This window comes from Nocardia sp. NPDC087230 (assembly GCF_044744725.1).
Taxonomy (GTDB): domain Bacteria; phylum Actinomycetota; class Actinomycetes; order Mycobacteriales; family Mycobacteriaceae; genus Nocardia; species Nocardia canadensis.
In genome coordinates this window covers 384,790-406,971 of the sequence record NZ_JBIUYV010000002.1, presented here as the reverse complement: position 1 = coordinate 406,971, position 22,182 = coordinate 384,790, and the positions used below count along the sequence as shown (strand labels likewise).

General features: G+C 69.4%; 17 protein-coding genes. 13 read left to right on the top strand and 4 right to left on the bottom strand.

The genetic code is table 11. The features are described 5' to 3' along the window. The first annotated feature begins 24 nt into the window (after positions 1-24). Entirely contained in the window at positions 25-1,317 is a 1,293-nt protein-coding gene (locus ACIO52_RS08050; RefSeq protein WP_218718745.1) for a M18 family aminopeptidase, read from the top strand. A 46-nt stretch (positions 1,318-1,363) separates the two neighbouring features. On the opposite strand, the gene ACIO52_RS08045 is transcribed toward ACIO52_RS08050, so the two are convergent. Further along, positions 1,364-2,674: a glycosyltransferase 87 family protein gene (locus ACIO52_RS08045; RefSeq protein ID WP_402642580.1), complete on the bottom strand. Its 1,311-nt coding sequence runs from the start codon at positions 2,672-2,674 to the stop codon at positions 1,364-1,366. A 162-nt stretch (positions 2,675-2,836) separates the two neighbouring features. Between ACIO52_RS08045 and purL the strand changes: the two genes are divergently transcribed. After that, positions 2,837-5,131 (top strand): phosphoribosylformylglycinamidine synthase subunit PurL, encoded by a 2,295-nt coding sequence (gene purL / locus ACIO52_RS08040; protein WP_402642577.1) that lies wholly within the window; start codon positions 2,837-2,839, stop codon positions 5,129-5,131. A gap of 17 nt (positions 5,132-5,148) precedes the next feature. Next, positions 5,149-6,972 (top strand): alpha/beta hydrolase, encoded by a 1,824-nt coding sequence (locus ACIO52_RS08035; protein WP_402642574.1) that lies wholly within the window; start codon positions 5,149-5,151, stop codon positions 6,970-6,972. Positions 6,973-7,020: 48 nt separating this feature from the next. On the opposite strand, the gene ACIO52_RS08030 is transcribed toward ACIO52_RS08035, so the two are convergent. Further along, positions 7,021-7,311: a YiaA/YiaB family inner membrane protein gene (locus ACIO52_RS08030; protein ID WP_218718747.1), complete on the bottom strand. Its 291-nt coding sequence runs from the start codon at positions 7,309-7,311 to the stop codon at positions 7,021-7,023. A gap of 144 nt (positions 7,312-7,455) precedes the next feature. Here ACIO52_RS08030 and ACIO52_RS08025 point away from each other — a divergent pair, with 144 nt between their 5' ends. Then, positions 7,456-9,186 (top strand): alpha/beta hydrolase, encoded by a 1,731-nt coding sequence (locus ACIO52_RS08025; protein ID WP_402642570.1) that lies wholly within the window; start codon positions 7,456-7,458, stop codon positions 9,184-9,186. 166 nt (positions 9,187-9,352) lie between these two features. Continuing rightward, positions 9,353-9,985: a CPBP family intramembrane glutamic endopeptidase gene (locus tag ACIO52_RS08020; RefSeq protein WP_316573430.1), complete on the top strand. Its 633-nt coding sequence runs from the start codon at positions 9,353-9,355 to the stop codon at positions 9,983-9,985. Between the two features lie 142 nt (positions 9,986-10,127). On the opposite strand, the gene ACIO52_RS08015 is transcribed toward ACIO52_RS08020, so the two are convergent. Further along, complete coding sequence (locus tag ACIO52_RS08015) at positions 10,128-10,997, bottom strand: alpha/beta hydrolase (protein WP_316573431.1); 870 nt, start codon at positions 10,995-10,997, stop codon at positions 10,128-10,130. An 82-nt stretch (positions 10,998-11,079) separates the two neighbouring features. Between ACIO52_RS08015 and ACIO52_RS08010 the strand changes: the two genes are divergently transcribed. Both ACIO52_RS08010 and ACIO52_RS08005 read left to right on the top strand, forming a co-directional pair. Next, a complete protein-coding gene (locus ACIO52_RS08010; protein WP_218718750.1) occupies positions 11,080-11,712 on the top strand; it encodes a TetR/AcrR family transcriptional regulator in 633 nt (210 codons plus the stop codon). Positions 11,713-11,793: 81 nt separating this feature from the next. Further along, positions 11,794-12,189, top strand: coding sequence for a sterol carrier family protein (locus ACIO52_RS08005; RefSeq protein WP_218718751.1), 396 nt, complete (start codon positions 11,794-11,796; stop codon positions 12,187-12,189). 13 nt (positions 12,190-12,202) lie between these two features. Here ACIO52_RS08005 and ACIO52_RS08000 read toward each other — a convergent pair whose 3' ends face one another. Further along, positions 12,203-13,477: a YhgE/Pip domain-containing protein gene (locus ACIO52_RS08000; RefSeq protein WP_402642565.1), complete on the bottom strand. Its 1,275-nt coding sequence runs from the start codon at positions 13,475-13,477 to the stop codon at positions 12,203-12,205. Positions 13,478-13,778: 301 nt separating this feature from the next. Between ACIO52_RS08000 and purF the strand changes: the two genes are divergently transcribed. The 6 genes from purF to purM all read left to right on the top strand — a co-directional run bounded on the left by purF (position 13,779) and on the right by purM (position 22,113). Further along, positions 13,779-15,326 carry an amidophosphoribosyltransferase gene (purF, locus tag ACIO52_RS07995; protein ID WP_308248498.1) on the top strand — a complete coding sequence of 516 codons (1,548 nt, stop codon included), beginning with the start codon at positions 13,779-13,781 and terminating at the stop codon, positions 15,324-15,326. Positions 15,327-15,581: 255 nt separating this feature from the next. Next, positions 15,582-17,198 carry an ABC transporter substrate-binding protein gene (locus tag ACIO52_RS07990; protein WP_402642561.1) on the top strand — a complete coding sequence of 539 codons (1,617 nt, stop codon included), beginning with the start codon at positions 15,582-15,584 and terminating at the stop codon, positions 17,196-17,198. An 83-nt stretch (positions 17,199-17,281) separates the two neighbouring features. Continuing rightward, entirely contained in the window at positions 17,282-18,292 is a 1,011-nt protein-coding gene (locus ACIO52_RS07985; RefSeq protein ID WP_255587857.1) for an ABC transporter permease, read from the top strand. Further along, on the top strand, positions 18,292-19,248 hold the full coding sequence (locus ACIO52_RS07980) for an ABC transporter permease (protein ID WP_218718754.1): 957 nt from the start codon (positions 18,292-18,294) through the stop codon (positions 19,246-19,248). Before ACIO52_RS07985 ends, ACIO52_RS07980 begins: the two co-directional genes overlap by 1 nt. Further along, positions 19,241-20,914 carry an ABC transporter ATP-binding protein gene (locus ACIO52_RS07975; protein WP_316573433.1) on the top strand — a complete coding sequence of 558 codons (1,674 nt, stop codon included), beginning with the start codon at positions 19,241-19,243 and terminating at the stop codon, positions 20,912-20,914. The genes ACIO52_RS07980 and ACIO52_RS07975 overlap by 8 nt, the downstream gene beginning before the upstream one ends. 119 nt (positions 20,915-21,033) lie before the next feature. Continuing rightward, positions 21,034-22,113: a phosphoribosylformylglycinamidine cyclo-ligase gene (purM, locus tag ACIO52_RS07970; protein WP_019044841.1), complete on the top strand. Its 1,080-nt coding sequence runs from the start codon at positions 21,034-21,036 to the stop codon at positions 22,111-22,113. Positions 22,114-22,182 lie beyond the last annotated feature (69 nt).

Below are 22,182 nucleotides of genomic sequence, written 5' to 3'. Positions count from 1 at the left end.
ACCTCGCGGGCTAGGATCGCGGCTGTGCCTGTATCCCTGACTGCGGCCACGGCGAGTGGCTTGTGCGCGTTCATCGATGCTTCGCCCTCGCCGTTCCATGTGTGCGCGACGGTCGCCGCCGAGCTGGCGGCGAACGGGTTCACCCCGCTGGCCGAGGCGCGGTCGTGGGAGAGCGCGGGCGGGAAACACTATGTGGTGCGCGGTGGTTCGCTGATCGCGTGGGCCGACGAGGACGCCGCGCCGGCCGACCCGTTCCGGGTGGTCGGCGCGCACACCGACAGCCCGAACCTGCGGGTGAAGCAGCATCCGGATCTGGCGACCGCGGGCTGGCAGCTGGTCGGGCTCGAGCCCTACGGCGGCGCGTGGCTGAACTCCTGGCTGGACCGCGAACTCGGCCTCTCCGGCCGGCTGAGCGTGCGCGACGGCGCCCGGATGAGCGACGTGCTGGTCCGCATCGACGACCCCATCCTGCGGGTGCCGCAGCTGGCGATCCACCTGTCCGAGGATCGGCGCGGGGTGACGCTGGACCCGCAGCGCCACGTCAACGCGATCTGGGGCATCGGCGACGCCCCCGCCTCCTTCCTGGATTTCGTGGCCGAACGCGCCGGCGTCGACGGCGCCGACGTACTCGGCTGGGAACTGATGACCCACGACCTCGCGCCGAGCACCCTGGTCGGCCGGGACAACGACCTGGTGAGCGCGCCGCGCCTGGACAACCAGGGCACCTGCTACGCCGGGCTGCAGGCGTTCCTCGCCGCCGTCGACGAACCGGGCGCCGCGACGCCGGTGCTGGTGATGTTCGACCACGAGGAGGTCGGCAGCCAGTCCGACCGGGGCGCGCAGTCGGATCTGCTGCCCGCGGTGCTCGAGCGCATCGTGCTCGCCCGTGGTGGCGGTCGGGCGGATTACCTCGCGGCGCTGGCCGGTTCGGTGGTCGCCTCCGGTGACATGGCCCATGCGACCCACCCGAACTACCCCGAGCGCCACGAACCCGCGCACCGGATCGAGGTCGGCGGCGGGCCGGTGCTCAAGGTCAACCAGAACCTGCGCTATGCCACCGACGCGGCCGGGGCCGGGGCGTTCGCGCTGGCCTGCGCCCAGGCGGAGGTTCCATTGCAGCGCTATGTGCATCGCGCGGATCTGCCCTGCGGGTCGACCATCGGACCGATGACCGCGGCCCGCACCGGCATCTCCACCGTCGACGTCGGCGCTCCGCAGCTGGCCATGCACTCGTGCCGTGAACTCATGGGCGCCACCGACGTGTCCGCCTACGCTTCCGCGCTCGCCGCGTTCCTCACCCCGGCCGCCGTGGACTGAGCGGACGCCGGTCCGATGTGACCGGGTCGCCGCGCGAATTTCCCCGTCAGGCGGTGGCGAGTTCCGGTGCGGCGGGGGCTTTCCTGGCGGGGTGGTAGGTGATCACGGCGTAGACGATCACCGCGAACGTCGCCCACACGTAGGCGCTGCCGATGATCTGCTGCCACCACGCCCAGTCGAGTTCCTTGCCGCCGGAATGCGGCAACACCCACTGCGGTCCGATGATGAACATCACGGTGAACAGCGCGACCACGGCCGTGAACCCGCGCGAGCGCCGGCGGGTGACCTGGTCGACGGCGACGACGAGCGCGGGCGCGACCCACACCCAGTGGTGCGACCACGAGACCGGCGAGACCAGCAGCACGGCGGCGGCATTGACCAGTAGCGCCGAGACGTCCTTGCCGGCGCCGATGAGCCGGTACATCCACACCGCGGCCAGCGCGACCGTCACGGCCGACAGCGCGATCCACAGCCCGGTGGCGATCGACTCGTCGAGCCCGAGGCGGAACAGCGTGCCCTTGATCGACTGATTGCCCGCGAAGTACGGCGTCCCGATGCGGCCCGTGTCGGTGACGGTGTGGAACCAGTACTCCACCGAATCGGCCGGGAACAGCAGGAACCCGATCCCGACCGCGCCCACGGCCGACGCGACCAGGGTGATCGCCGCCTTCCAGTCCCGTTTGAGCAGGAAGTAGAGCAGGTAGGCCGCGGGGATCAGCTTGATCGAGACCGCGATGCCGATCAGCATGCCGCGCGGCCAGAACGGTTTGCGCACCAGGATGTCGAGGCTGATCGCGGCCATCAGGATCAGGTTGATCTGGCCGAAGTTGAAGGTCTGGCGGACCGGCTCGAGGAACTGGGCCAGGCCGAGCCCGGCGATCACCACGGTCAGCACCGCGATCCGGTCGAGCTCGGGACGCAGCCGGACCAGCACCAGCCACAGCGCGATCCCCAGACTCAGCAGCGAGGTCACCAGCACGACGACCTCGGCGACCGGGATCGGCATCAGCGCCAGCGGCACGAAGAACGCGGCGGCCAGCGGGGGATAGGTGAAGGGCAGACCGAGGCCGTAGACCGGCGGCATCGGCCCGTACAGGTCGCCGCCGTCGAGCCAGACCCGGGCGCCGTTGCGGTAGACCCGCAGGTCGATGTAGCCGTGCCACCAGTGCGCGAGCAGCGCCACCGCGGCCGAGACGACGAACAATCCGATCGCGGCGGCCAGCCAGCGCAGCCGTCGGTCACGGGTGGAGAGCCCGGGTGGGGGTGCCGCCGGTCCGGCCGGAGTGGAACTCGGCACCGCGTCATGCGCGGGAGCAGTCGACTCGACCTGCTCGGCAACCCCCGGACTCTCGTTCACGGCGTCAGACTAACGGGTGCGTAGCCGGGCGAAGCGTAGGTGTGACCAGGCCGGGTGCGAGGTCTGTCACTTGTTCGCAACACGGGCCCGAGCGGGCGGCCTCGGCATAGCCAATTAGACTCTGTAGTCAAGTTCCCCCGGCCGAAAGGACCCTGGTCTCCCGTGACACTGCAGGTCGACACCGTCGCCACCGCCGCAGCCACCCCGGATGCTCCGCAGCCGTACAAGGAACTCGGTCTCAAAGACGACGAGTACGCCCGCATCAAGGAGATCCTGGGCCGGCGGCCCACCGACGCCGAGCTGGCGATGTACTCCGTGATGTGGAGCGAGCACTGCTCCTACAAGTCCTCCAAGGTGCACCTGCGCTACTTCGGTGAGACGACCACGCCCGAGATGAAGGCCTCGATGCTGGCCGGCATCGGCGAGAACGCCGGTGTGGTCGACATCGGCGACGGCTGGGCCGTCACCTTCAAGGTCGAGAGCCACAACCACCCGTCCTACGTCGAGCCGTACCAGGGCGCGGCCACCGGCGTCGGCGGCATCGTGCGCGACATCATGGCGATGGGCGCGCGCCCGATCGCGGTGATGGACCAGCTGCGCTTCGGCGCGGCGGACGCGGCCGACACCCGTCGCGTGGTCGACGGCGTCGTGCGCGGCGTCGGCGGCTACGGCAACTCCCTCGGCCTGCCGAACGTCGGCGGCGAGACCGTCTTCGATGCCTCCTACCAGGGCAACCCGCTGGTGAACGCGCTGTGCGCGGGCGCGATGCGCGTGGAAGACCTGCACCTGGCCTTCGCCTCCGGCGCGGGCAACAAGATCATCCTGTTCGGCGCGCGCACCGGCCTCGACGGCATCGGTGGCGTGTCCGTGCTGGCCTCGGACACCTTCTCCGGCGAGGAGACCTGCACCGGCCGCAAGAAGCTGCCCGCCGTGCAGGTCGGTGACCCGTTCACCGAGAAGGTGCTCATCGAGTGCTGTCTGGACCTGTACAAGGCCGGACTCGTCGTCGGCATCCAGGACCTCGGCGGCGCCGGGCTGTCCTGCGCCACCTCCGAACTGGCGGCGGCCGGCGACGGTGGCATGCACATCGACCTGACCAAGGTCCCGCTGCGCGCCAAGCACATGACCCCCGCCGAGATCCTGTCGAGCGAGTCGCAGGAGCGCATGTGCGCGGTCGTCACTCCCGAGAACGTGGACGCCTTCATGGCCGTCTGCAAGAAGTGGGACGTGCTGGCCACCGTCATCGGTGAGGTCACCGACGGCGATCACCTCGTCATCACCTGGCACGGCGAGACCGTCGTCGACGTGCCGCCGCGCACCGTCGCCCATGAGGGTCCGGTGTACGAGCGCCCGGTGCAGCGTCCCGACACCCAGGACGCGCTGATCGCCGACACCACCGCCACGCTGCCCCGGCCCAAGACGGCCGACGAGCTGCGCGAGACCCTGCTGACGATGATCGCCAGCCCGCAGCTGTGCAGCCGCAAGTGGATCACCGAGCAGTACGACCGCTACGTGCGCGGCAACACCGTGCTGGCCGAGCACGCCGACGCCGGGGTGGTGCGCATCGACGAGGAGTCCGGCCGCGGTATCGCGCTGGCCACCGACGCCTCGGGCCGCTACACCAAGCTCGACCCGTACACCGGCGCGCAGCTGGCGCTGGCCGAGGCCTTCCGCAATGTCGCCACCACCGGCGCCACCCCGAAGGCTGTCACCAACTGCCTGAACTTCGGTTCGCCGGAGGACCCGGGCGTGATGTGGCAGTTCCAGCAGGCCGTGCGCGGTCTCGCGGACGGCTGTGCGGCCCTGGGCATTCCGGTGACCGGCGGCAACGTCAGCTTCTACAACCAGACCGGCAAGGATGCCATCCTGCCCACCCCGGTGGTCGGCGTGCTCGGCGTGATCGACGATGTGCACCGCCGCATCCCGACCGGCCTGGGCCTGGAGCCGGGCGAGTCGCTGATCCTGCTCGGCGAGACCAACGACGAGCTGGACGGTTCGATCTGGTCGCAGGTCGTGCACGATCACCTCGGTGGCGTGCCGCCGAAGGTCGACTTCGCCCGTGAGCAGCTGCTCTCGGAGGTGCTCACCTCGGGTTCGCGCGACGGCATGATCTCCGCCGCGCACGACCTATCCGAGGGTGGCCTGGCGCAGACCGTCGTCGAGGCCGCGCTGGCGGGCGAGACCGGGTGCCGCATCGTGCTGCCCGAGGGCTCGGACCCGTTCGTGCAGCTGTTCTCGGAGTCGGCCGGGCGGGTGCTCGTCGCGGTGCCGCGCTCGGAGGAGACCCGCTTCACCAAGATGTGCGACGCGCGGCAGCTGCCGTGGGTGCGCATCGGCGTGGTCGACCAGGGCTCGGATTCGATCGAGGTGCAGGGCCAGTTCTCGGTGACACTCGCCGAATTGCGTGAGGCGTTCGAGGGCACCCTGCCTAAGCTGTTCGGAGCGCACACCGCCTGATCGGATGGGAGTCGAGCTTGACGACAGAGGATACGAGCTCGACTCCCACCGAGGCGGCGCACGCCAACCCCGCCGCGCCGGACACTCCCGCCGCGCCGGACACCCCTGCGGCGCCGGGCAACCCGGTCCTGCGCGGAATCCACCTGGTCGAACGGTTCTTCCACCCGAACTACACGGGGCTCGTCGTGGCCACGGTGTTCTTCTGCTGGTCGCTGACGCCGTCGCTGCTGCCGCGTGACTGGTTCTTCCAGGGCCTGGTCAGCGGCATCAACGCCACCATCGGCTACGGCATCGGCTGCGCGCTGGCCTGGGCCTGGCGGAAATGGGTTCTCCCCAGGATCACCCGGCCGGACCGGCTCGCCGACGTCTGGGCGAAGCGGCCGAGCTGGACGTCGATCGCGGTGAAGTCCGTGATCGTGCTGGGCTGTTTGATCGTCTCGATCGCGCTGAGCGTCCAGTCCGCGCACTGGCAGCACCAGATCACCGATCTGATGGGGATGGAACCGATCTCCGATTCGGGCTACCCGCGCACCGTGCTGGTGGGTGCGGTGGTGGTCGGCCTGCTGATCTGGATCTCGCGCGGGGTGGTCCGGCTGGTGCGTGCCGTCGCGCGCGGCCTGAACCAGTGGGTCCGGATTCCGGCGTCGTTCGCGCGGCCGCTCGGCGTGGTCATCGTGATGATCGCCGCTGTGCTGCTGTTCAACGGCGTGCTGGCGAAAGCCTTCTTCACCGTGGCGAATTCGGCGTTCAGCGCCCGCAACAGCCACACCTCCGCGCACGCGATCCAGCCGACGCTGCCCGAACGTTCCGGCAGTCCCGAGTCTTTGGCCAAGTGGGACACCCTCGGCTCGGAGGGCCGATGGTTCGTGGCCAACGCGCCGACCGCGCTGGCCATCGGCCAGGTCACCGGAAAGCCCGCGCGCGAACCGATCCGGGTGTACGCCGGGCTGGAATCGGCCGACGGCTTCGAGGCCCAGACCGACCTGGCCGTCGCCGAACTCGACCGCACCAAGGCCTTCGAACGGGAAGTGCTGGTGGTGATCAGCACCACCGGCACGGGCTGGGTCGACTCGACCAGCGCCGAGTCGATCGAGCTGATGTACAACGGGGACAGCGCGTTGGTCGCGACGCAGTACTCCTACCTGCCCAGCGCCCTGTCGTTCCTGTCCGACCGTGACAAGTCGATGACCATGGGCCGCCTGCTGTTCGACAAGGTGTACGAACGCTGGGCGGCGCTGCCCGAGGACGCCAGGCCCAAGCTGCTGGTCTACGGCGAGAGCCTCGGTTCGCAGGGCTCCGAGGGCGCGTTCTCCGGCCTGGCCGACATCCGCAACCGCACCGACGGCGTGCTCTGGGTCGGCCCGCCCAATTCGAACCGGCTGTGGGCGGAGTTCGTGCGCAGGCGCGATCCGGGCACCGAGGAGATCACCCCGATTTTCGCGGACGGGCTCTCGGTGCGCTTCGCCGCCAGCGCCGATCAGCTGGCGAGGCCCTCGGACAACTGGACCGACCCGCGCATCGTCTACCTGCAGCACGCGTCCGACCCGGTGGTGTGGTGGTCGCCGGATCTGCTGTTCTCCGAACCCGACTGGCTGCGCGAGAAGCGCGGACCCGATGTGTCCCCGGCGATGTCGTGGTATCCGATCGTCACGTTCTGGCAGGTCGCGGCGGATCTGCCACGCGCGCAGACGGTATCCAACGGGCACGGCCACAACTACGGCAATGTCGTGCCCGACGCGTGGGCCGCGGTGGCCGAACCACCGGACTACACACCGGAACTGGCGGCGCGGATCAAGGCGTTTCTGGTCGAGTCGGCCGCCACCGAGCATCAGCTGAAGTAGCCGGGCCGGGCAGCGCCGAACCCCTCGATCGGGGCTGCCCGGTCCCGGCTACGACACTGTTCGGAACGGATTGTGCTCGGCGATCAGCTGTTCCAGCCGCGCCTCGTCGATCCGGCCGATCAGGGACTGCGCCTCCTGCTGGTCGCGCACGACCTTGGCGAGGGTGAAGCAGCTGGTGACGAGGAACAGCCCGGACATCGCGAGGAATCCGCGCTGCCAGGCGTCCAGCGGCAGGTAGGCGATCCCGGCGCCGGTGCCGATCAGGCTGACGCCGAACGCGATCGCGGCCTGGACCATGTACGCCGAGGTGTTCTTCGGCTTGGCATTGGGTGTGCTCATGGGAATCAGTGTGCTGACCGGGGGATTGTCGCGGGCGCGTGAAACTACTCGAGTGCGATGGGTAGTTGCCGAACACCGCCGGAAGTGACCGACCCACCATCCACAACGCCCCGCGGCGCCGAACCGGGCAGCCATACTGGGTGGGTGTCCGCGACCGGCTCCACCCTCGTGACGTTGCGTGCGCGCGGCGCCGAGCTGCTGCGCCGCGTCGAGGACATCGTCGACCTCAATTACCCCGGTCTGGTCCTGGCGACGCTGTTCTTCGCCCTGTCGGTGACGCCGTCGCTGGTCCCGCGCGACTGGCTGTTCCAGGGCTTGATCAGCGGGATCAACGCCGCGATCGGGTACGGGCTCGGCTGTGTGCTCGAATGGATCTTCCGGCGCTGGGTGCGGGCGCGGATCCCGATCCCGAGCCCGTCGGATCGGCTGCGGTACGCCATCAAGGCGACCGTGCTGGTCGTGTGCGCGCTGGTCGCGGCGGTGATGCTGGTGCAGTCGGCGCGCTGGCAGCGCGAGATCACTTCGCTGATGGGGATGGCCGGGACGACGACGCCCGCCTACCTGCGCACCGGGCTGCTCAGCGTGGCCGTCGGGATCGCCGTCGTCGCCGCCTACCGCACGATCCGGACCCTGGTGCTCGTGCTGGCCCGCCAGCTCAACCGCTGGGTGCGGGTGCCGCGCGAACTCGCGCCCGCCGCCGGCGCGCTGGTGCTGGTGGTGTTCGCGGTGACGGTGTTCAACGGTGTCGCCTCGCGGGCGTTCTTCGCGGTGGCCAACTCCGCGTTCAGCGTGCGCAACGACCACACCTCCGACTACGCGCTGCAGCCCGTGAAACCGGAGCGCTCGGGCAGCGCCACCTCGCTCGCGCCGTGGCAGACCCTCGGGTACGAGGGCCGCTGGTTCGCCGCCAACGGACCGAGCGCCGACGACATCACCGAGGTGACGGGAAAGACCGCGCGCGAACCGATTCGGGCCTATGTCGGGCTGGAATCGGTGACCGGCGAGCAGACCGCCGCGCAGCTGGCCGTCGCCGAACTCGAGCGGACCAACGCGTTCGACCGCGAGGCCATGGTGGTGGTCACCACGACCGGGACCGGTTGGGTGAACGCGACGGCGGCGGGCGCGATCGAATACCTCTACGGCGGCGACACCGCGATCGTGGCCACGCAGTACTCCTATCTGCCCAGCGTGTTGTCGTTCCTGTCGGACCGGGAGAAGGCCGCCGCGGCGAGCCGGGAGCTGTTCGACGCGGTGTATCAGCGCTGGCTGGCCCAGCCGGAGGGGCAGCGGCCGAAGCTGTTCGTCTACGGGGAGAGTCTGGGGTCGCAGGGTTCGGAGGAGGCGTTCGACGGGCTCGGTGACCTGCGCGAGAAGGTCGACGGGGCGCTGTGGGTCGGGCCGCCGAACTCGAATCGGCTGTGGAGCCAGTTCGTCGACCGGCGTGACCCCGGTTCACCCGAGGTGGCCCCGGTGTACGCCGATGGGCTCGTCGTCCGATTCGCCGACGACGCAAGCGATCTCGGCCCCGCGGCGACCTGGCGCGAACCCCGCATCGCCTACCTGCAACATCCGTCCGACCCGATCGTGTGGTGGTCGGCCGATCTGATCCTGACCCAGCCGGACTGGCTCAGCGAACCGCGCGGACCGGATGTGTCCACCCAGATGCGGTGGGCACCGTTCGTGACGTTCTGGCAGGTCACCGCGGATCTCACCAACGCCCAAGGGGTTTCGGACGGGCACGGCCATCGTTACGGGAGCCTGGTGCTGGACGGGTGGTTGGCGGTGGCGGCGCCGCCCGGGGTGAGCGGGGACGTCGTCGAAAGTATCCGGGCCGCACTGGATTCGGCGGACGAGTTCGAGCGGGCCGTCAAGTGAGCAGGGGCGCGCGGGTGCTTGCGTATCGCGCGTCCTGCGGCGGGTGGTCTGCCCGGTGGGCGTCGGCGAGCGCTGGTCGCGGTGTCGCGTTCGAGTGCTGCGAGCTTCGGTGGTGAGGCGCTCCGCGCGGCGCAGCTGGGGACGCGCACCCGGTCTGCGGGAGCGGATGCGAGTGGGTGCGGCCCTGGGTCTGCCGCTGCTGTGGAGTAATCGGCTGCTCCCCGCGTCGCGCCTTCGGCTGCGTGGCCGCACCGCGGCCAACCTCGGGTTCGCGGCGAGCTACGCGCTGGTGTTCGGGGGGCGGCCGAACTGGTCGTCGGCCAAGGGTTTTCGCTGGGGGATGGGCGGTGCCGCGCTGGTGTTCGCCGGTTACGGTGTGGCGCTGGCCGTTCCGGCGCTGCGCAAGGTGCCGCTCGAGGTCGCCGAGCGGGTGCCCGAGACATCCACGCTCGAATGGGTCGCCCTGCACATCCCCGTCGGCACGGTGCTCGCCGAGGAAGCGATGTTCCGCGGCACCCTCGATCCACTGCTCGACGACGTCGCGGACCCGCGCGTCGCCGCGGCGGTCGGCGCGCTCGATTTCGGTCTGTGCCATATCCGTCCGGCGCGGGCCACCGGCGAATCGGTGCCGGGCACCGTCGCGCTCACCACCCTCGCCGGACTGGTCTTCAGCGCGCTGCGCAGGCACACCGGCAGCGCGACCGCCCCCGCCCTGCTGCACCTGGCGATCAACGCCGGGGGAGCGATGCTGCCGCTCGTGGCGCAGCGGATCGAACTCCGCTCGGGGCGTGGCGTGTGACCGCCCTCCGTGCATTGCGCCTGGCACTGGGTGATCGCCTTGTCGACAGTGCGGACCATCCCGGGTGACTACGGGTTGTGGCCGGATGCCACCGTCACCGTGATGCGTTTCTGGTCCAGTTCGCCAGCCGAATCGGGCATGGTCAGGTGGTGGCGACGAAACCGGCTACGGCGTCGGTGAAGGCGTCGTTGTCGTCGCCGGCGGCGGTGTGGGCGGCGGCGGTGATCTCGGCCAGGCGGGCGTGGGGGGCCAGGGCGAGGAAGGCGGCGGCGCCCTCGTCGCTGACCACGTCGGACTTGCCGCCGCGGACCAGCAGGACCGGGATGGTGAGTGCCTCGGCGGCGGCTTCCATGTCGGCGATGCGGGCCTGCGGGTTGTCCTCGAGGCCGCTGAGCAGGTCGGGGTCCCAGTGCCAGTACCAGCGGCCCTCGCGCTGACGCAGGTTGCGCAGCAGGCCGTCGGCGTTGTCGGGGCGCGGCCGGTGCGGGAGGTAGGCGGCGACCGCGTCGGCGACCTGATCGAGGGTGTCGAAGCCGTCGCGGTGTCTGCCGAGGAAGTCCATGACGCGTTCCACGCCTTTGGATTCCGAGCGGGGCACGATGTCGACGAGCACCAGCGCCCGGATCGCGGCGCCGGCGGGGTCGGCGGTCGCGAGCAGGCCGGTGATGCCGCCCATGCTGGCGCCGACGACGACCGCGCCGTTGTCGGGAGTGGCGCCGAGCTGATCGAGCACGGTGAGCAGATCGCCGACCATGGCGTCGCGGGTGTAGTCGCGGGTGGGCGACCAGTCGCTGTCGCCGTGGCCACGGGCGTCCACCGCGACGACGTGCATGCCCGCCGCGGCCAGGGCGCGGCCGGTGCGCTTCCACGAGTGCCGGTTCTGGCCGCCGCCGTGCAGCATCACGACCAGCGGGCCGCCCGGAGTGCCGAAGCTGTCGGCGACCAGGGTCAGCTCGTCGGAGCTGCGCAACCGCAGCGTCGTCGGTTCGGTCGGCTCGGTGGAGCTCGGCATGACACCTCCTGAACATGGTTCACTGTGCTGAACGTTGTTCAGAATGTAGCGTGAAGCCCCGATCGAAGGGAAGTGGGGACCAGTGGCCGAATCGAGCCGGGCGGAGCGCCGTGACGAGATCGCCGAGGCGAAACGCGCGATCATCCTGCGCGCGGCCAGGACGATCTTCGAGGCCGACGGCGTCGACGCGGCCAATATCCGGGCCATCGCCACCGCGGCCGGCTACACCCCCGGCGCGCTCTACGCCTACTTCCCGAGCAAGGAGCACATCTACGCCGCGCTGCTCGGCGAATCGCTGGCCCGGCTCTCGGCCGAGGTGGCGGCGGTGACCACCCTCGACGACCCCGCCGCCCGGTTCCGCGCCGCGGGCCTGGCGTTCTTCGACTTCTACGACGGCAACCCCCGCGACCTGGACCTGGGCTTCTATCTCTTCCGCGGCGGCATCCGCCCGCACGGTCTCGGCGCCGAACTGGACGCCGGCCTCAACGCGGCCATGCTGTCCGGCCTCGGCCCGATCGTCTCCGCGGCCGTGGAACTCGGCGCCACCGAAGAACGCGCCCGCGTCATCACCGCCGATGTCCTGGCCCACCTGTCCGGCCTGCTCCTGCTCGCCCACACCAAACGCCTCGCCCTGCTCGGTGGCGTCGACGCGCGCCGGATGATGGTCGAGTACCTCGACCTGCGCATCGACGCCCTGCGCGCCGGACGCGGCTGATCGATCCGCGGCGCCGTCCGCACCGATGCTCGGCTCCCGCCGCCTCGTCGGCGACCGGTCGCGATCGGTAGCGTTGCGCGAATGGCGGGACGGAAGACAGTAGATCCGGCGGAGGTGCGCGCCGCGGTGACCGCCGTGGCCGACTGGTTGCGTTCGGCGGACGCGCCGGGGCCGGAGCGAAGCGTGCTGGCCGCGGCGGTGCGGGGGACCGCGCGGGCGCTGGCGGCGGACGCTCCCGGCCACTCGGTGGAAGTCCGGGTGCCGCCGTTCGTCGCCGTGCAGTGCATCGAGGGCCCACGGCACACCAGGGGGACGCCGCCGAACGTGGTGGAGGCAGACCCGCGCACCTGGTTGTTGCTTGCCACCGGATTGCTGGCGTTCGACGACGCGGTGGCCGCCGGCGTGCTGTCGGTGTCGGGGACGCGCGCAGGCGAGATCGCGGCGTGGCTGCCGATCGTGCCGGTCGATCCCCGGTGACACCGGCGCGCGGTCAGTCCGTCTTCGTCGTGTCGATCAGGTTCTCCCGGTGCAGTCCCTTGACGTCGTAGTACCTGGTGATCACGATGCCGCCGACCACGGCGAGGCCGAGCCCGAGCAGCGCCATCCAGATTCCCCGCCCGAGTCCGGCGGTGTAGTCGGATTCGAAGTACAGGATCGAGCGCATGCCCAGGTACACCTGGTGCATCGGCTCGAATTCGGCCAGCCAGGCGATGTAGGTCGGGACCGCCTGGATCGGGACGGTGCCGCTCGACGAGGGCAGACCGAGAATGACGAACACGGCCAGGTTGATCAGCAGGCCGGCGGTGCCGAAGGCAGCCAGCGACGCCATACAGGTCATGCCCACCGCGACCAGCGCGAGGACGGAGTACAGCAGCAGCTGCGTCGGCTGGTTCCCGGCGACACCGAGGACCTTCGCCACGGCCAGGTAGAGCAGCGAGATCACCACGGCCACGACGATCATCACGCCCCACTTGATCAGCAGGGTGTGGAACCGTGAGATCGGCGTCGGCGGATAGTGCACGTACCAGGGGCCGTACTCGGTGGGCTGGAAGCCGAGTTGGGCGTCGACCATCGTGTGGATGACCATCGCGCCGACCACACCCGCCATCAGGATCAGCAGCGCGTAGAAGAACGCGGTCAGGCCGAGGCCCGAGCCTTTGCCGAGCGGGCGCCATTCCTGCTCGACCACCTGGATGGGCTGGGCCAGCGTCAGCTGGGCGGCGCCGGAGATCTCCGGTGTCGGCGCGCCCGCGGGCGTCGCGGCGAGGGTGTCGCGGACCCGCGTGCTCAATTGCTGCCCGACCTGCTTGTTCACCTCGGCCATCGCCCGCGCCCCGATGCGGGTGACGATGCCTGCCGAGTACGGGCCCATCCCGGAGTTGGTCTGCACGGTGATGATCGGGCGCTCGATCTCGCCGCCGACCACACTGCCGACGCCGAGAATTCCCAGCCGTTTGCTGAAGTCGCTGGGAATGATGACGGCACCGTAGATCTGGGCGGTGCGCATCAACCGCTCGGACTCGCTGATCCCGACCACGCGCAGATCGACCTGGTCGGCGGGCACCCCCGCGACCAGGGCATCGGCGACCTGCTTACCGAAGTTCACGTGCTCGGTCCGGCCGCCGGTGTCGATGGTGTCGCCGACGTCCTGGTTGACCAGCACGATCGGGAAATCGTGCAGATTCCCCTCCGGATCGGCGATATAGGCCAGGTACATGATGCCGAGCAGAGACAACACGACAGCGAGGACAGTGGTCGGCGCCACGAGAATCCTGACCCACTGCCGCCGCGAGATCCCGACTGTGGCCGATCTCGCTCCACCACCGGGTGAGGTATCGGAATCCTTCGGCGCCGAATCGGCGTTGACGGTGGGTAACGCCGGGGAATCGGCTGATTCGTGCGCACTGTCATCGGTGGTCACGATCGGCACGGTAGCAGCTGTGCCCCCGGAATCTGGGTGATCGCACACGGTCGATTGCGCCAGGTTTGCGCCGCGGTGTACGTCGAGACCCTGAACACCCGTAGAATGACGGGTGCCCCCAGCCCGCCCGAACAGGGAGCAAACGGTGAATGACCCCCACGAGCCCGAGAACGAGCCCCGCGAGGAGTGTGGCGTCTTCGGCGTCTGGGCTCCCGATGAGGACGTCGCCAAGCTCACCTACTACGGCCTCTACGCCCTGCAGCATCGCGGGCAGGAGGCGGCCGGTATCGCCGTCTCCGACGGCTCCCAGATCCTGGTCTTCAAGGATCTCGGCCTGGTCTCCCAGGTCTTCGACGAGCAGACGCTAGGCGCGATGCCGGGGCATATCGCCGTCGGTCACTGTCGCTACTCCACCACCGGTGGCGTCACCTGGGAGAACGCGCAGCCGATCTTCCGCACCACCGCCGTCGGCTCCGGCCTGGCGCTCGGCCACAACGGCAACCTGGTCAACACCGCCGAACTGGCCGGTCGCGCACGCGAATTGGGCCTGATCGGAGCGGGCGTGATCGACGGTCGCCCGCAGATGACCGGCGCGACCTCCGATTCCGACATCGTCACCGCGCTGCTGGCGCACGCCGCCGCCGACTCGAGCATCGAGCAGGCCGCGATGGAGCTGCTGCCGCAACTGCGCGGCGCGTTCTGCCTGACCTTCATGGACGAGCACACCCTCTACGCCGCGCGTGACCCGCACGGCGTGCGCCCGCTGGTGCTGGGCAGGCTCGACCGCGGCTGGGTGGTCGCCTCCGAGACCGCCGCGCTCGATATCGTCGGCGCCGCGTTCGTCCGCGAGATCGAGCCGGGCGAGCTGCTGGCCATCGACTCCGACGGCGTGCGCTCGATGCGCTTCGCCAACCCCGAGCCCAAGGGCTGCGTCTTCGAGTACGTGTACCTGGCTCGCCCCGACACCACCATCGCCGGCCGCTCGGTGCACTCCACCCGCGTGGAGATCGGCCGCAAGCTGGCCAAGGAACATCCGATCGAGGCCGATCTGGTGATCCCGGTGCCCGAGTCGGGCACGCCCGCCGCGGTCGGCTACGCGCAGGGCTCCGGCATTCCCTACGGCCAGGGCCTGATGAAGAACGCCTATGTGGGCCGCACCTTCATCCAGCCGAGCCAGACCATCCGCCAGCTCGGCATCCGGCTCAAGCTCAACCCGCTGCGCGAGGTGATCCGCGGCAAGCGGCTCATCGTCGTCGACGACTCGATCGTGCGCGGCAACACCCAGCGCGCGCTGATTCGCATGCTGCGGGAGGCGGGCGCGCTGGAGATCCACGTCCGCATCGCCTCGCCGCCGGTGAAGTGGCCCTGCTTCTACGGCATCGACTTCGCCTCGCGCGCGGAGCTGATCGCCAACGGCACGGGCGCCGACGACAGCTACGTCGACATGGTCGAGAACGTGCGCCGCTCGATCGGCGCCGACAGCCTCGGCTACATCTCCACCGAGGGCATGATCGCCGCCACCGAGCAGCCGGCCACCCGGCTGTGCACCGCCTGCTTCACCGGCGACTACCCGATCCCGCTGCCGCAGGAAGCGGCCATCGGCAAGAACGTCCTCGAGGGCATGCTCTCGGGTCAGCCGGAGGCGAAGCTGCTGGGCGAGAACGTCAATGTCGACGCGCTGAGCAGGCCGTAGCGTCGCGTCGCAGTCCAGGAGGGGCCGGTCAGGATAAACCTGATCGGCCCCTTTTGCGTTGTGTACGTGAATAATTCCGGTCAACGATAATTACGTAAGATTAGTTCATAACATCCCCGCAATTTTTCGCCCGATTTGAAACTGGGCGGTAATGGTTCGCCTGTACGGTCCCCCGATATATCGCTGGCTCACCGCGTGGTCGCCGCTCCTGTGATCCAGGCGCGGCGACGACGCGGCGTTCGAGAATGGGACCTGATGTTGAACAGTGCAATGAGCGCCCGCAGGAATCGCGCGAAACAAGTTGCCGCAGTAGGTGTCGCGGCGGTGGTCGCGGCCGCGCTGGCGGGCTGCGGTTCGGGGCGCACCGATGAGGCGGGGTCCGGGGCGGGGCTGGTCGTCGGCACGACGGACAAGATCTTCTCGCTCGACCCGGCGGCGGCCTACGACAACGGCTCGCTGCTGGTGGAGAACCAGATCTATTCGTATCTGCTGAATTTCGCGCCCGGCGACACCACGCCCAAGCCCGACGCGGCGGAGAAGTGTGAGTTCAGTACGCCCACCGTGTACACGTGCAAGATCAAATCCGGGCTGAAATTCGCCAGCGGAAATCCGTTGACCGCCAAGAGCGTCAAGTTCTCCTTCGACCGGATGCTGAAGATCAACGATCCGCACGGTCCCGCCTCGCTGCTCGGCAACCTCGACAAGACCGAGGTGGTCGACGATCTCACCGTCGCCTTCACGCTGAAGGTCGCCAACGATCAGACCTTCCCGACGATCCTGCCGACCCAGGCCGGACCGATCGTCGACGAGCGGGTGTTCCCGGCCGACAAGGTCGCCACCGACGACGAAGTCGTCCAGGGCAAGGGCTATTCCGGCCCGTACACGATCACCAGCTACGACAAGAACAAGCTGGTCGAGTACCAGGCCAACCCGGACTACCAGGGCATCCTCGGCACGCCGAAGAACTCCACGGTCTCGACCAAGTACTACGCCACCTCCGACAACCTCAAGCTGGACCTGCAGAACGGCGCCATCGACGTCGGCTACCGCTCGTTCACGCCCACCGACATCGACTCCCTGCGTGCCGACTCCAAGGTGAAGGTGACCGACGGTCCCGGCGGCGAGCTGCGCTACATCGTGTTCAACATGAACACCATGCCGGGCGACACCCCCGAGCAGAAGCTGGCCGTGCGCAAGGCGCTGGCGTCCTCGGTGGACCGCGAGGCGCTGGCCTCGGCGGTGTACAAGAACACCTATCAGCCCGCGTACGGCTATGTCCCGCAGGGGATGACGGGTGCGGCCGAGCCGCTCAAGCAGCTCTACGGCGCCAAGCCGGACAAGACGCTGGCGGCGAAGTTCCTCGCCGACGCGGGCGTGGCCACGCCGGTGACGCTCAACCTGCAGTACAACCCGGACCACTACGGTTCCAGCTCCTCCGAGGAGTACGCCGCGGTGAAGTCCCAGCTCGAGGCCTCCGGCCTGTTCAAGGTGAACCTGCAGTCCACCGAATGGGTGACCTACCAGAAGGAACGGGCCTCCGACGGCTACCCGATGTACCAGTTCGGCTGGTTCCCGGACTTCCCGGACGCCGACAACTACCTCTCGCCGTTCTTCGGCCCGAACAACTTCCTGCAGTCGCACTTCGAGAATCCCGGCATCAACGCCCAGCTGACCGCCGAGACCACCGAAGCCGATCCGGCCAAGCGGGTCGAGCTGTTGCGCAAGATCCAGACCGATCTGGCGCAGAACTTCCTGCCCACGCTTCCGTTGCTCTCGGGTAAGCAGGTCGCGGTGTCCAAGCCCGGCGTCTCCGGCGTCGATCAGACCCTCGACGGCTCCTTCAAGTTCCGGTTCACGGTACTGAGCAAGTGAGTGACGTTCCCGCCGCATCCGGATCGCTGATCCGGGTGCGGCGTTTCGGGTGGACGCGCGGCGGGGGTTCCCGCCAGGTGGCTCTGCTGCGGTACCTGCTGATCCGGCTGCTGCTGATCCTGCCGACCGCGTGGTTGCTGGTGACGGTGGTGTTCTTCCTGATGCGGGTGATCGGTGACCCGATCAGCGCGGCCATGGGCGGCAGGCTGACCCAGGATCAGATCGAGCAGCGCAAGGAGGCCGCGGGGCTCAATCGACCGATCCTGACCCAGTACTGGGAGTACATCACCGGCTTCCTGCACGGCGATTTCGGGCGGACCCAGGACAATCAGGCGATCGGCGATGTGGTGATCACCTACGGCGCCGCCACGTTCGAGCTGGTGTTCTGGGGCTTGCTGGTCGCCTTCGCGATCGGTGTGCCGCTGGGCAGATACGCGGCGACGCATCGGGATTCGACGTCGGACGCGGTGCTGCGGTTCGCCGCGGTGCTGGCCTACGCGGCCCCGGTGTTCTTCGTCGGCATGCTGCTCAAGCTGATCTTCTCGGTGTGGCTGGGCTGGTTCCCGGTCGGCGGGCGGGCGAGCACCGACGTGGAACTCGCGCTCCAGCACGTCTCGCCGAAGACGAACATCCTGATCATCGACTCGATCCTGTACGGCGAACCGTCCTACGTGCTCGACGTACTCGAGCACGCGGTGCTGCCCGCCGTCGCGCTCGGCCTGCTCACCGGCGGCATCTTCCTGCGGCTAGTGCGGGTGAACCTGATCCAGACGCTGCGCAGCGATTTCGTCGAGGCGGCGCGAGCGCGCGGACTGTCCGCACGGGTGGTCACCGGCAGGCACGCGATGCGCAACGCGCTGATCCCGATCATCACGGTGATGGGGATGTGCATCGCGATGATGCTCGGCGGCGCGGTGCTCACCGAGACCACCTTCGAGTGGAAGGGCCTGGGCTATCAGCTCGCCGAGTATCTGCGGGCGCGGGACTTCATCGCGGTGCAGGGCATTGTCGCGTTCATCGCGTTGCTGGTCGCGGTGATGAGTTTCGTCGTCGACGCCGTCGTCGCGCTGATCGACCCGAGGGTGAGGTTCTGATGAGCACCGCAACGGTGAAGCGGCGCCGGATACCGGGCGCCGGGCTGCTGTCGATGACCGCTGGGCTGCAACGGATCACGCTGATCACGGGGCTGGTGCTGGTCACCGGCTTCGTCTTCGTCGCGGTGTTCGCGCCGCTGCTCGCGCCGTATGGGCTGGCCCAGAACAGCGCCGACGGTGTGGCTTTCGTGCCACAGCAGGGGCCATCGGCCGAGCACTGGTTCGGTACCTCGGTGCGCAGCGAGGACGTGTTCTCCCGGGTGCTGTTCGGCGCGCGCACCGCGCTGCTGGTGATCGTGATCGCGGTGGTGCTCTCGCTGCTGGTCGGCGTGCCGCTGGGGCTGCTGTCGGGGTACGTCGGGCGCTGGGTGGACCGGGTGCTGGTGCTGGTCATGGACGCCATCTACGCGTTCCCGACGCTGCTGCTGGCGATCGTGGTGTCGATCGTCGTCGCGGGCGGCACGTCGAGCAGTCTCGGCGGCATGCTGTCGGCGGCGATCGCGATCACGGTCGTCTATGTGCCGCAGTACTTCCGGGTCGTGCGCAACGCGACGGTGGCGGTGAAGACCGAGCCGTACGTGGACGCGGCGCGGGTCACCGGCGCCTCGACGGCGCGAATCATGTTCCGGCACATCCTGTCCAACGTCACCGGCTCACTGCCGGTGATCATCACCATCAACGCCGCCGACGCCATCCTGACGCTGGCCGCGCTCGGCTTCCTCGGCTTCGGCATCGAGCCGACCCAGGCCGCCGAGTGGGGCTACGACCTGAACAAGGCGCTCAACGACGTGTCCAACGGGATCTGGTGGACCTCGATCTTCCCCGGCACCGCGATCGTGCTCGTCGTGCTCGGGATGACGCTGGTCGGGGAGAGCATCGACGAGACACTGAACCCGCTGCTGCGGACCCGGCGCGCGGTCACCACGGTGGACGAGAAGGAGACGGCCGATGACTGAGACCGCAACCCGAACACCCGCGCTGTCGGTGTCGGGACTGTCGGTGACCTTCGCCACCGACAGCGGGCCGGTCGCGGCCGTGCGCGAGGTGTCCTACGAAGTGTTCCCCGGCGAGGTGCTCGCCATCGTCGGCGAGTCCGGCTCGGGGAAGTCGGTCAGTTCGCGCACCGCGATCGGGCTGCTGCCGCACACCGCCCAGGTGCGCGGGCTGGTCACCCTGGGCGACCGCGCGGTGACCTCGATGACCGAGAAGCAGCTGACCGCGCTGCGCGGCGGCGAGGTCTCGATGGTCTTCCAGGAACCCGCCCGCGCGCTGGATCCCCTGTTCACCGCGGGCTTCCAGATCTGCGAAGCCCTGCGCGCGCACAGCGGGACGAGCCGCAAGGACGCCCGTGCCAAGGCGATCGAGCTGTTGCGCACGGTCGGGCTCCCCGATCCGGAGCACCGGGTCGACTACTACCCGCACCAGCTCTCCGGCGGGCAGAAGCAGCGGGTGATGATCGCGATCGCCATCGCCTGCGAGCCCAAGGTGATCATCGCCGACGAGCCGACCACCGCGCTCGACGTCACCGTGCAGGCCGAGATCCTGGAACTGCTGCGCGACCTGCGCGACCGGCTGGGCAGCGCGATCGTGCTGATCACCCACAACATGGGTGTGGTCGCCGACCTGGCCGACCGGGTGGTGGTGATGCGGGCGGGCGAGGTCGTCGAACAGGCGCCGGTGCACGAGCTGTTCGCCAGCCCGCGCGCCGAGTACACCAGGGCGCTGCTCGATGCCGTCCCGCATCTGGGCGCGGCGACCATCGAGCGGCCGGCGATCGACCCCGAGGCCGAGCCGGTGCTCGAGGTGCGCGATCTGGTCGTCCAGTTCCCTGGGCCGTTCGGACGCCCCGCGTTCCGGGCCGTCGACGGGGTGAGCCTGCGGATCCGGCCGGGGGAGACCCTCGGGCTGGTCGGGGAGTCGGGATCGGGCAAGTCGACGATCGGCCGGTGCGTGGCGGCGCTGCAACGGCCGACCTCGGGGCGGGTGCTGATCCGCGGGCAGGACATCGCCGAGCTGTCCCAGCGCAAGCTGCGCCCGATCCGGCGGCGCTTCGGGTTCGTGTTCCAGGACCCGGCCGGCTCGCTCAACCCGCGCCTGACGATCGGCGAGTGCGTGGCCGAGCCGATGGTGGTGCACCGCACCGGCGACCGGGCCGCCATCGCGGCCAGGGTCAGGACGTTGCTCGACGACGTCCAGCTGCCCGCGGGCACCGAGAAGCGCTACCCACACGAGCTGTCCGGTGGGCAGCGGCAGCGGGCCAGCCTGGCCAGGGCGCTGGTGCTCGATCCGGACCTGCTGGTGGCCGACGAGCCGACCAGCGCGCTCGACGTCTCGGTGCAGGCCGCGGTGCTCGAGCTGTTCGCGCAGCTGCAACGCGAGTGCGGCTGGGCCTGCCTGTTCATCAGCCACGATCTCGCCGTCGTCGACCAGCTCGCCGATCGGATCATGGTGCTGCGCGAGGGATCCTGCGTCGAGGAAGGCGACAACGAACAGATCCTGCGCCATCCGCGCCACGAGTACACCCGCCGTCTCGTCGCCGCGGTTCCGGTTCCCGACCCCGTCCAACAGCGCGGTCGCCGAGCTGAGATCGCCGCCACTTTCGCCACGGAGCTGGAACAATGAGCACATGAGGGAGCGCAGCGGGCGAGTCGGGGGCAGGAGCCGAACGACAGCTGAACCGGCGGATCACTTAGAGTTACTAGGCATCTGTCCGCCGATTCGGTTTGGAGCTTTCCCCCACAATGACTGAACAGACCCCCAGCGGTGCCGGCGCTTCCTACGCCGCGGCAGGCGTGGACATCGAAGCCGGTGACCGCGCCGTCGAATTGTTCGGACCATTGGCGAAGAAGGCCAGCCGACCCGAGGTGCAGGGTGGGCTAGGCGGCTTCGCCGGCCTGTTCGCCCTCAAGGGCGGATACCGCGAGCCGCTGCTGGCCGCGTCCACCGACGGTGTCGGCACGAAGATCGCCGTCGCCCAGGCGCTGGACAAGCACGACACCGTCGGCCTCGACCTGGTCGCCATGGTCGTCGACGACCTGGTGGTCTGTGGCGCCGAGCCGCTGTTCCTGCAGGACTACATCGCCATCGGCAAGGTCGTCCCGGAGAAGGTCGCCGAGCTGGTCTCCGGCATCGCCGAGGGCTGCATCAAGGCAGGCTGCGCGCTGCTCGGCGGCGAGACCGCGGAGCACCCGGGCCTGATGGACCCCGACGACTACGACCTGTCCGCCACCGGCGTCGGCGTCGTCGAGGCCGACTCGGTGCTCGGCCCCGACCGCGTGCGCCCCGGCGACGTCGTCATCGCGATGGGCTCCTCGGGCCTGCACTCCAACGGCTACAGCCTGGCCCGCAAGGTCCTGCTCGACATCGACCGGATGTCGCTGACCGGCTATGTCGAGGAGTTCGGCCGCACCCTCGGTGAGGAACTGCTCGAGCCGACCCGGATCTACGCCAAGGACTGCCTGGCGCTGATCGCCGAGACCGATGTGCGCACCTTCTCGCACGTCACCGGTGGTGGCCTGGCCGCCAACCTGGCGCGCGTGCTGCCCGCCGGCCTGGTCGCCGAACTGGACCGCGGCACCTGGAACCCGGCGCCGGTGTTCAAGATGATCGCTCAGCGCGGCCGGGTCGAGCGGGTCGAGATGGAGAAGACGTTCAACATGGGCGTCGGCATGGTCGCCATCGTCGCGCCCGAGGACGCCGATCGCGCGCTGGCGGTGCTCACCGCCCGCCACATCGACTGCTGGACCCTGGGCCAGGTCAAGAAGGCCGCCGACGCCGACGCCCCGCGCGCCGTGCTGCTGGGCGATCACCCCAGGTTCTGACGCACTCCGTCCACCACGTGAGCCGGGTCGCCGCCGCGACCCGGCTCACGTCTTTGCAACGGCGTGTTT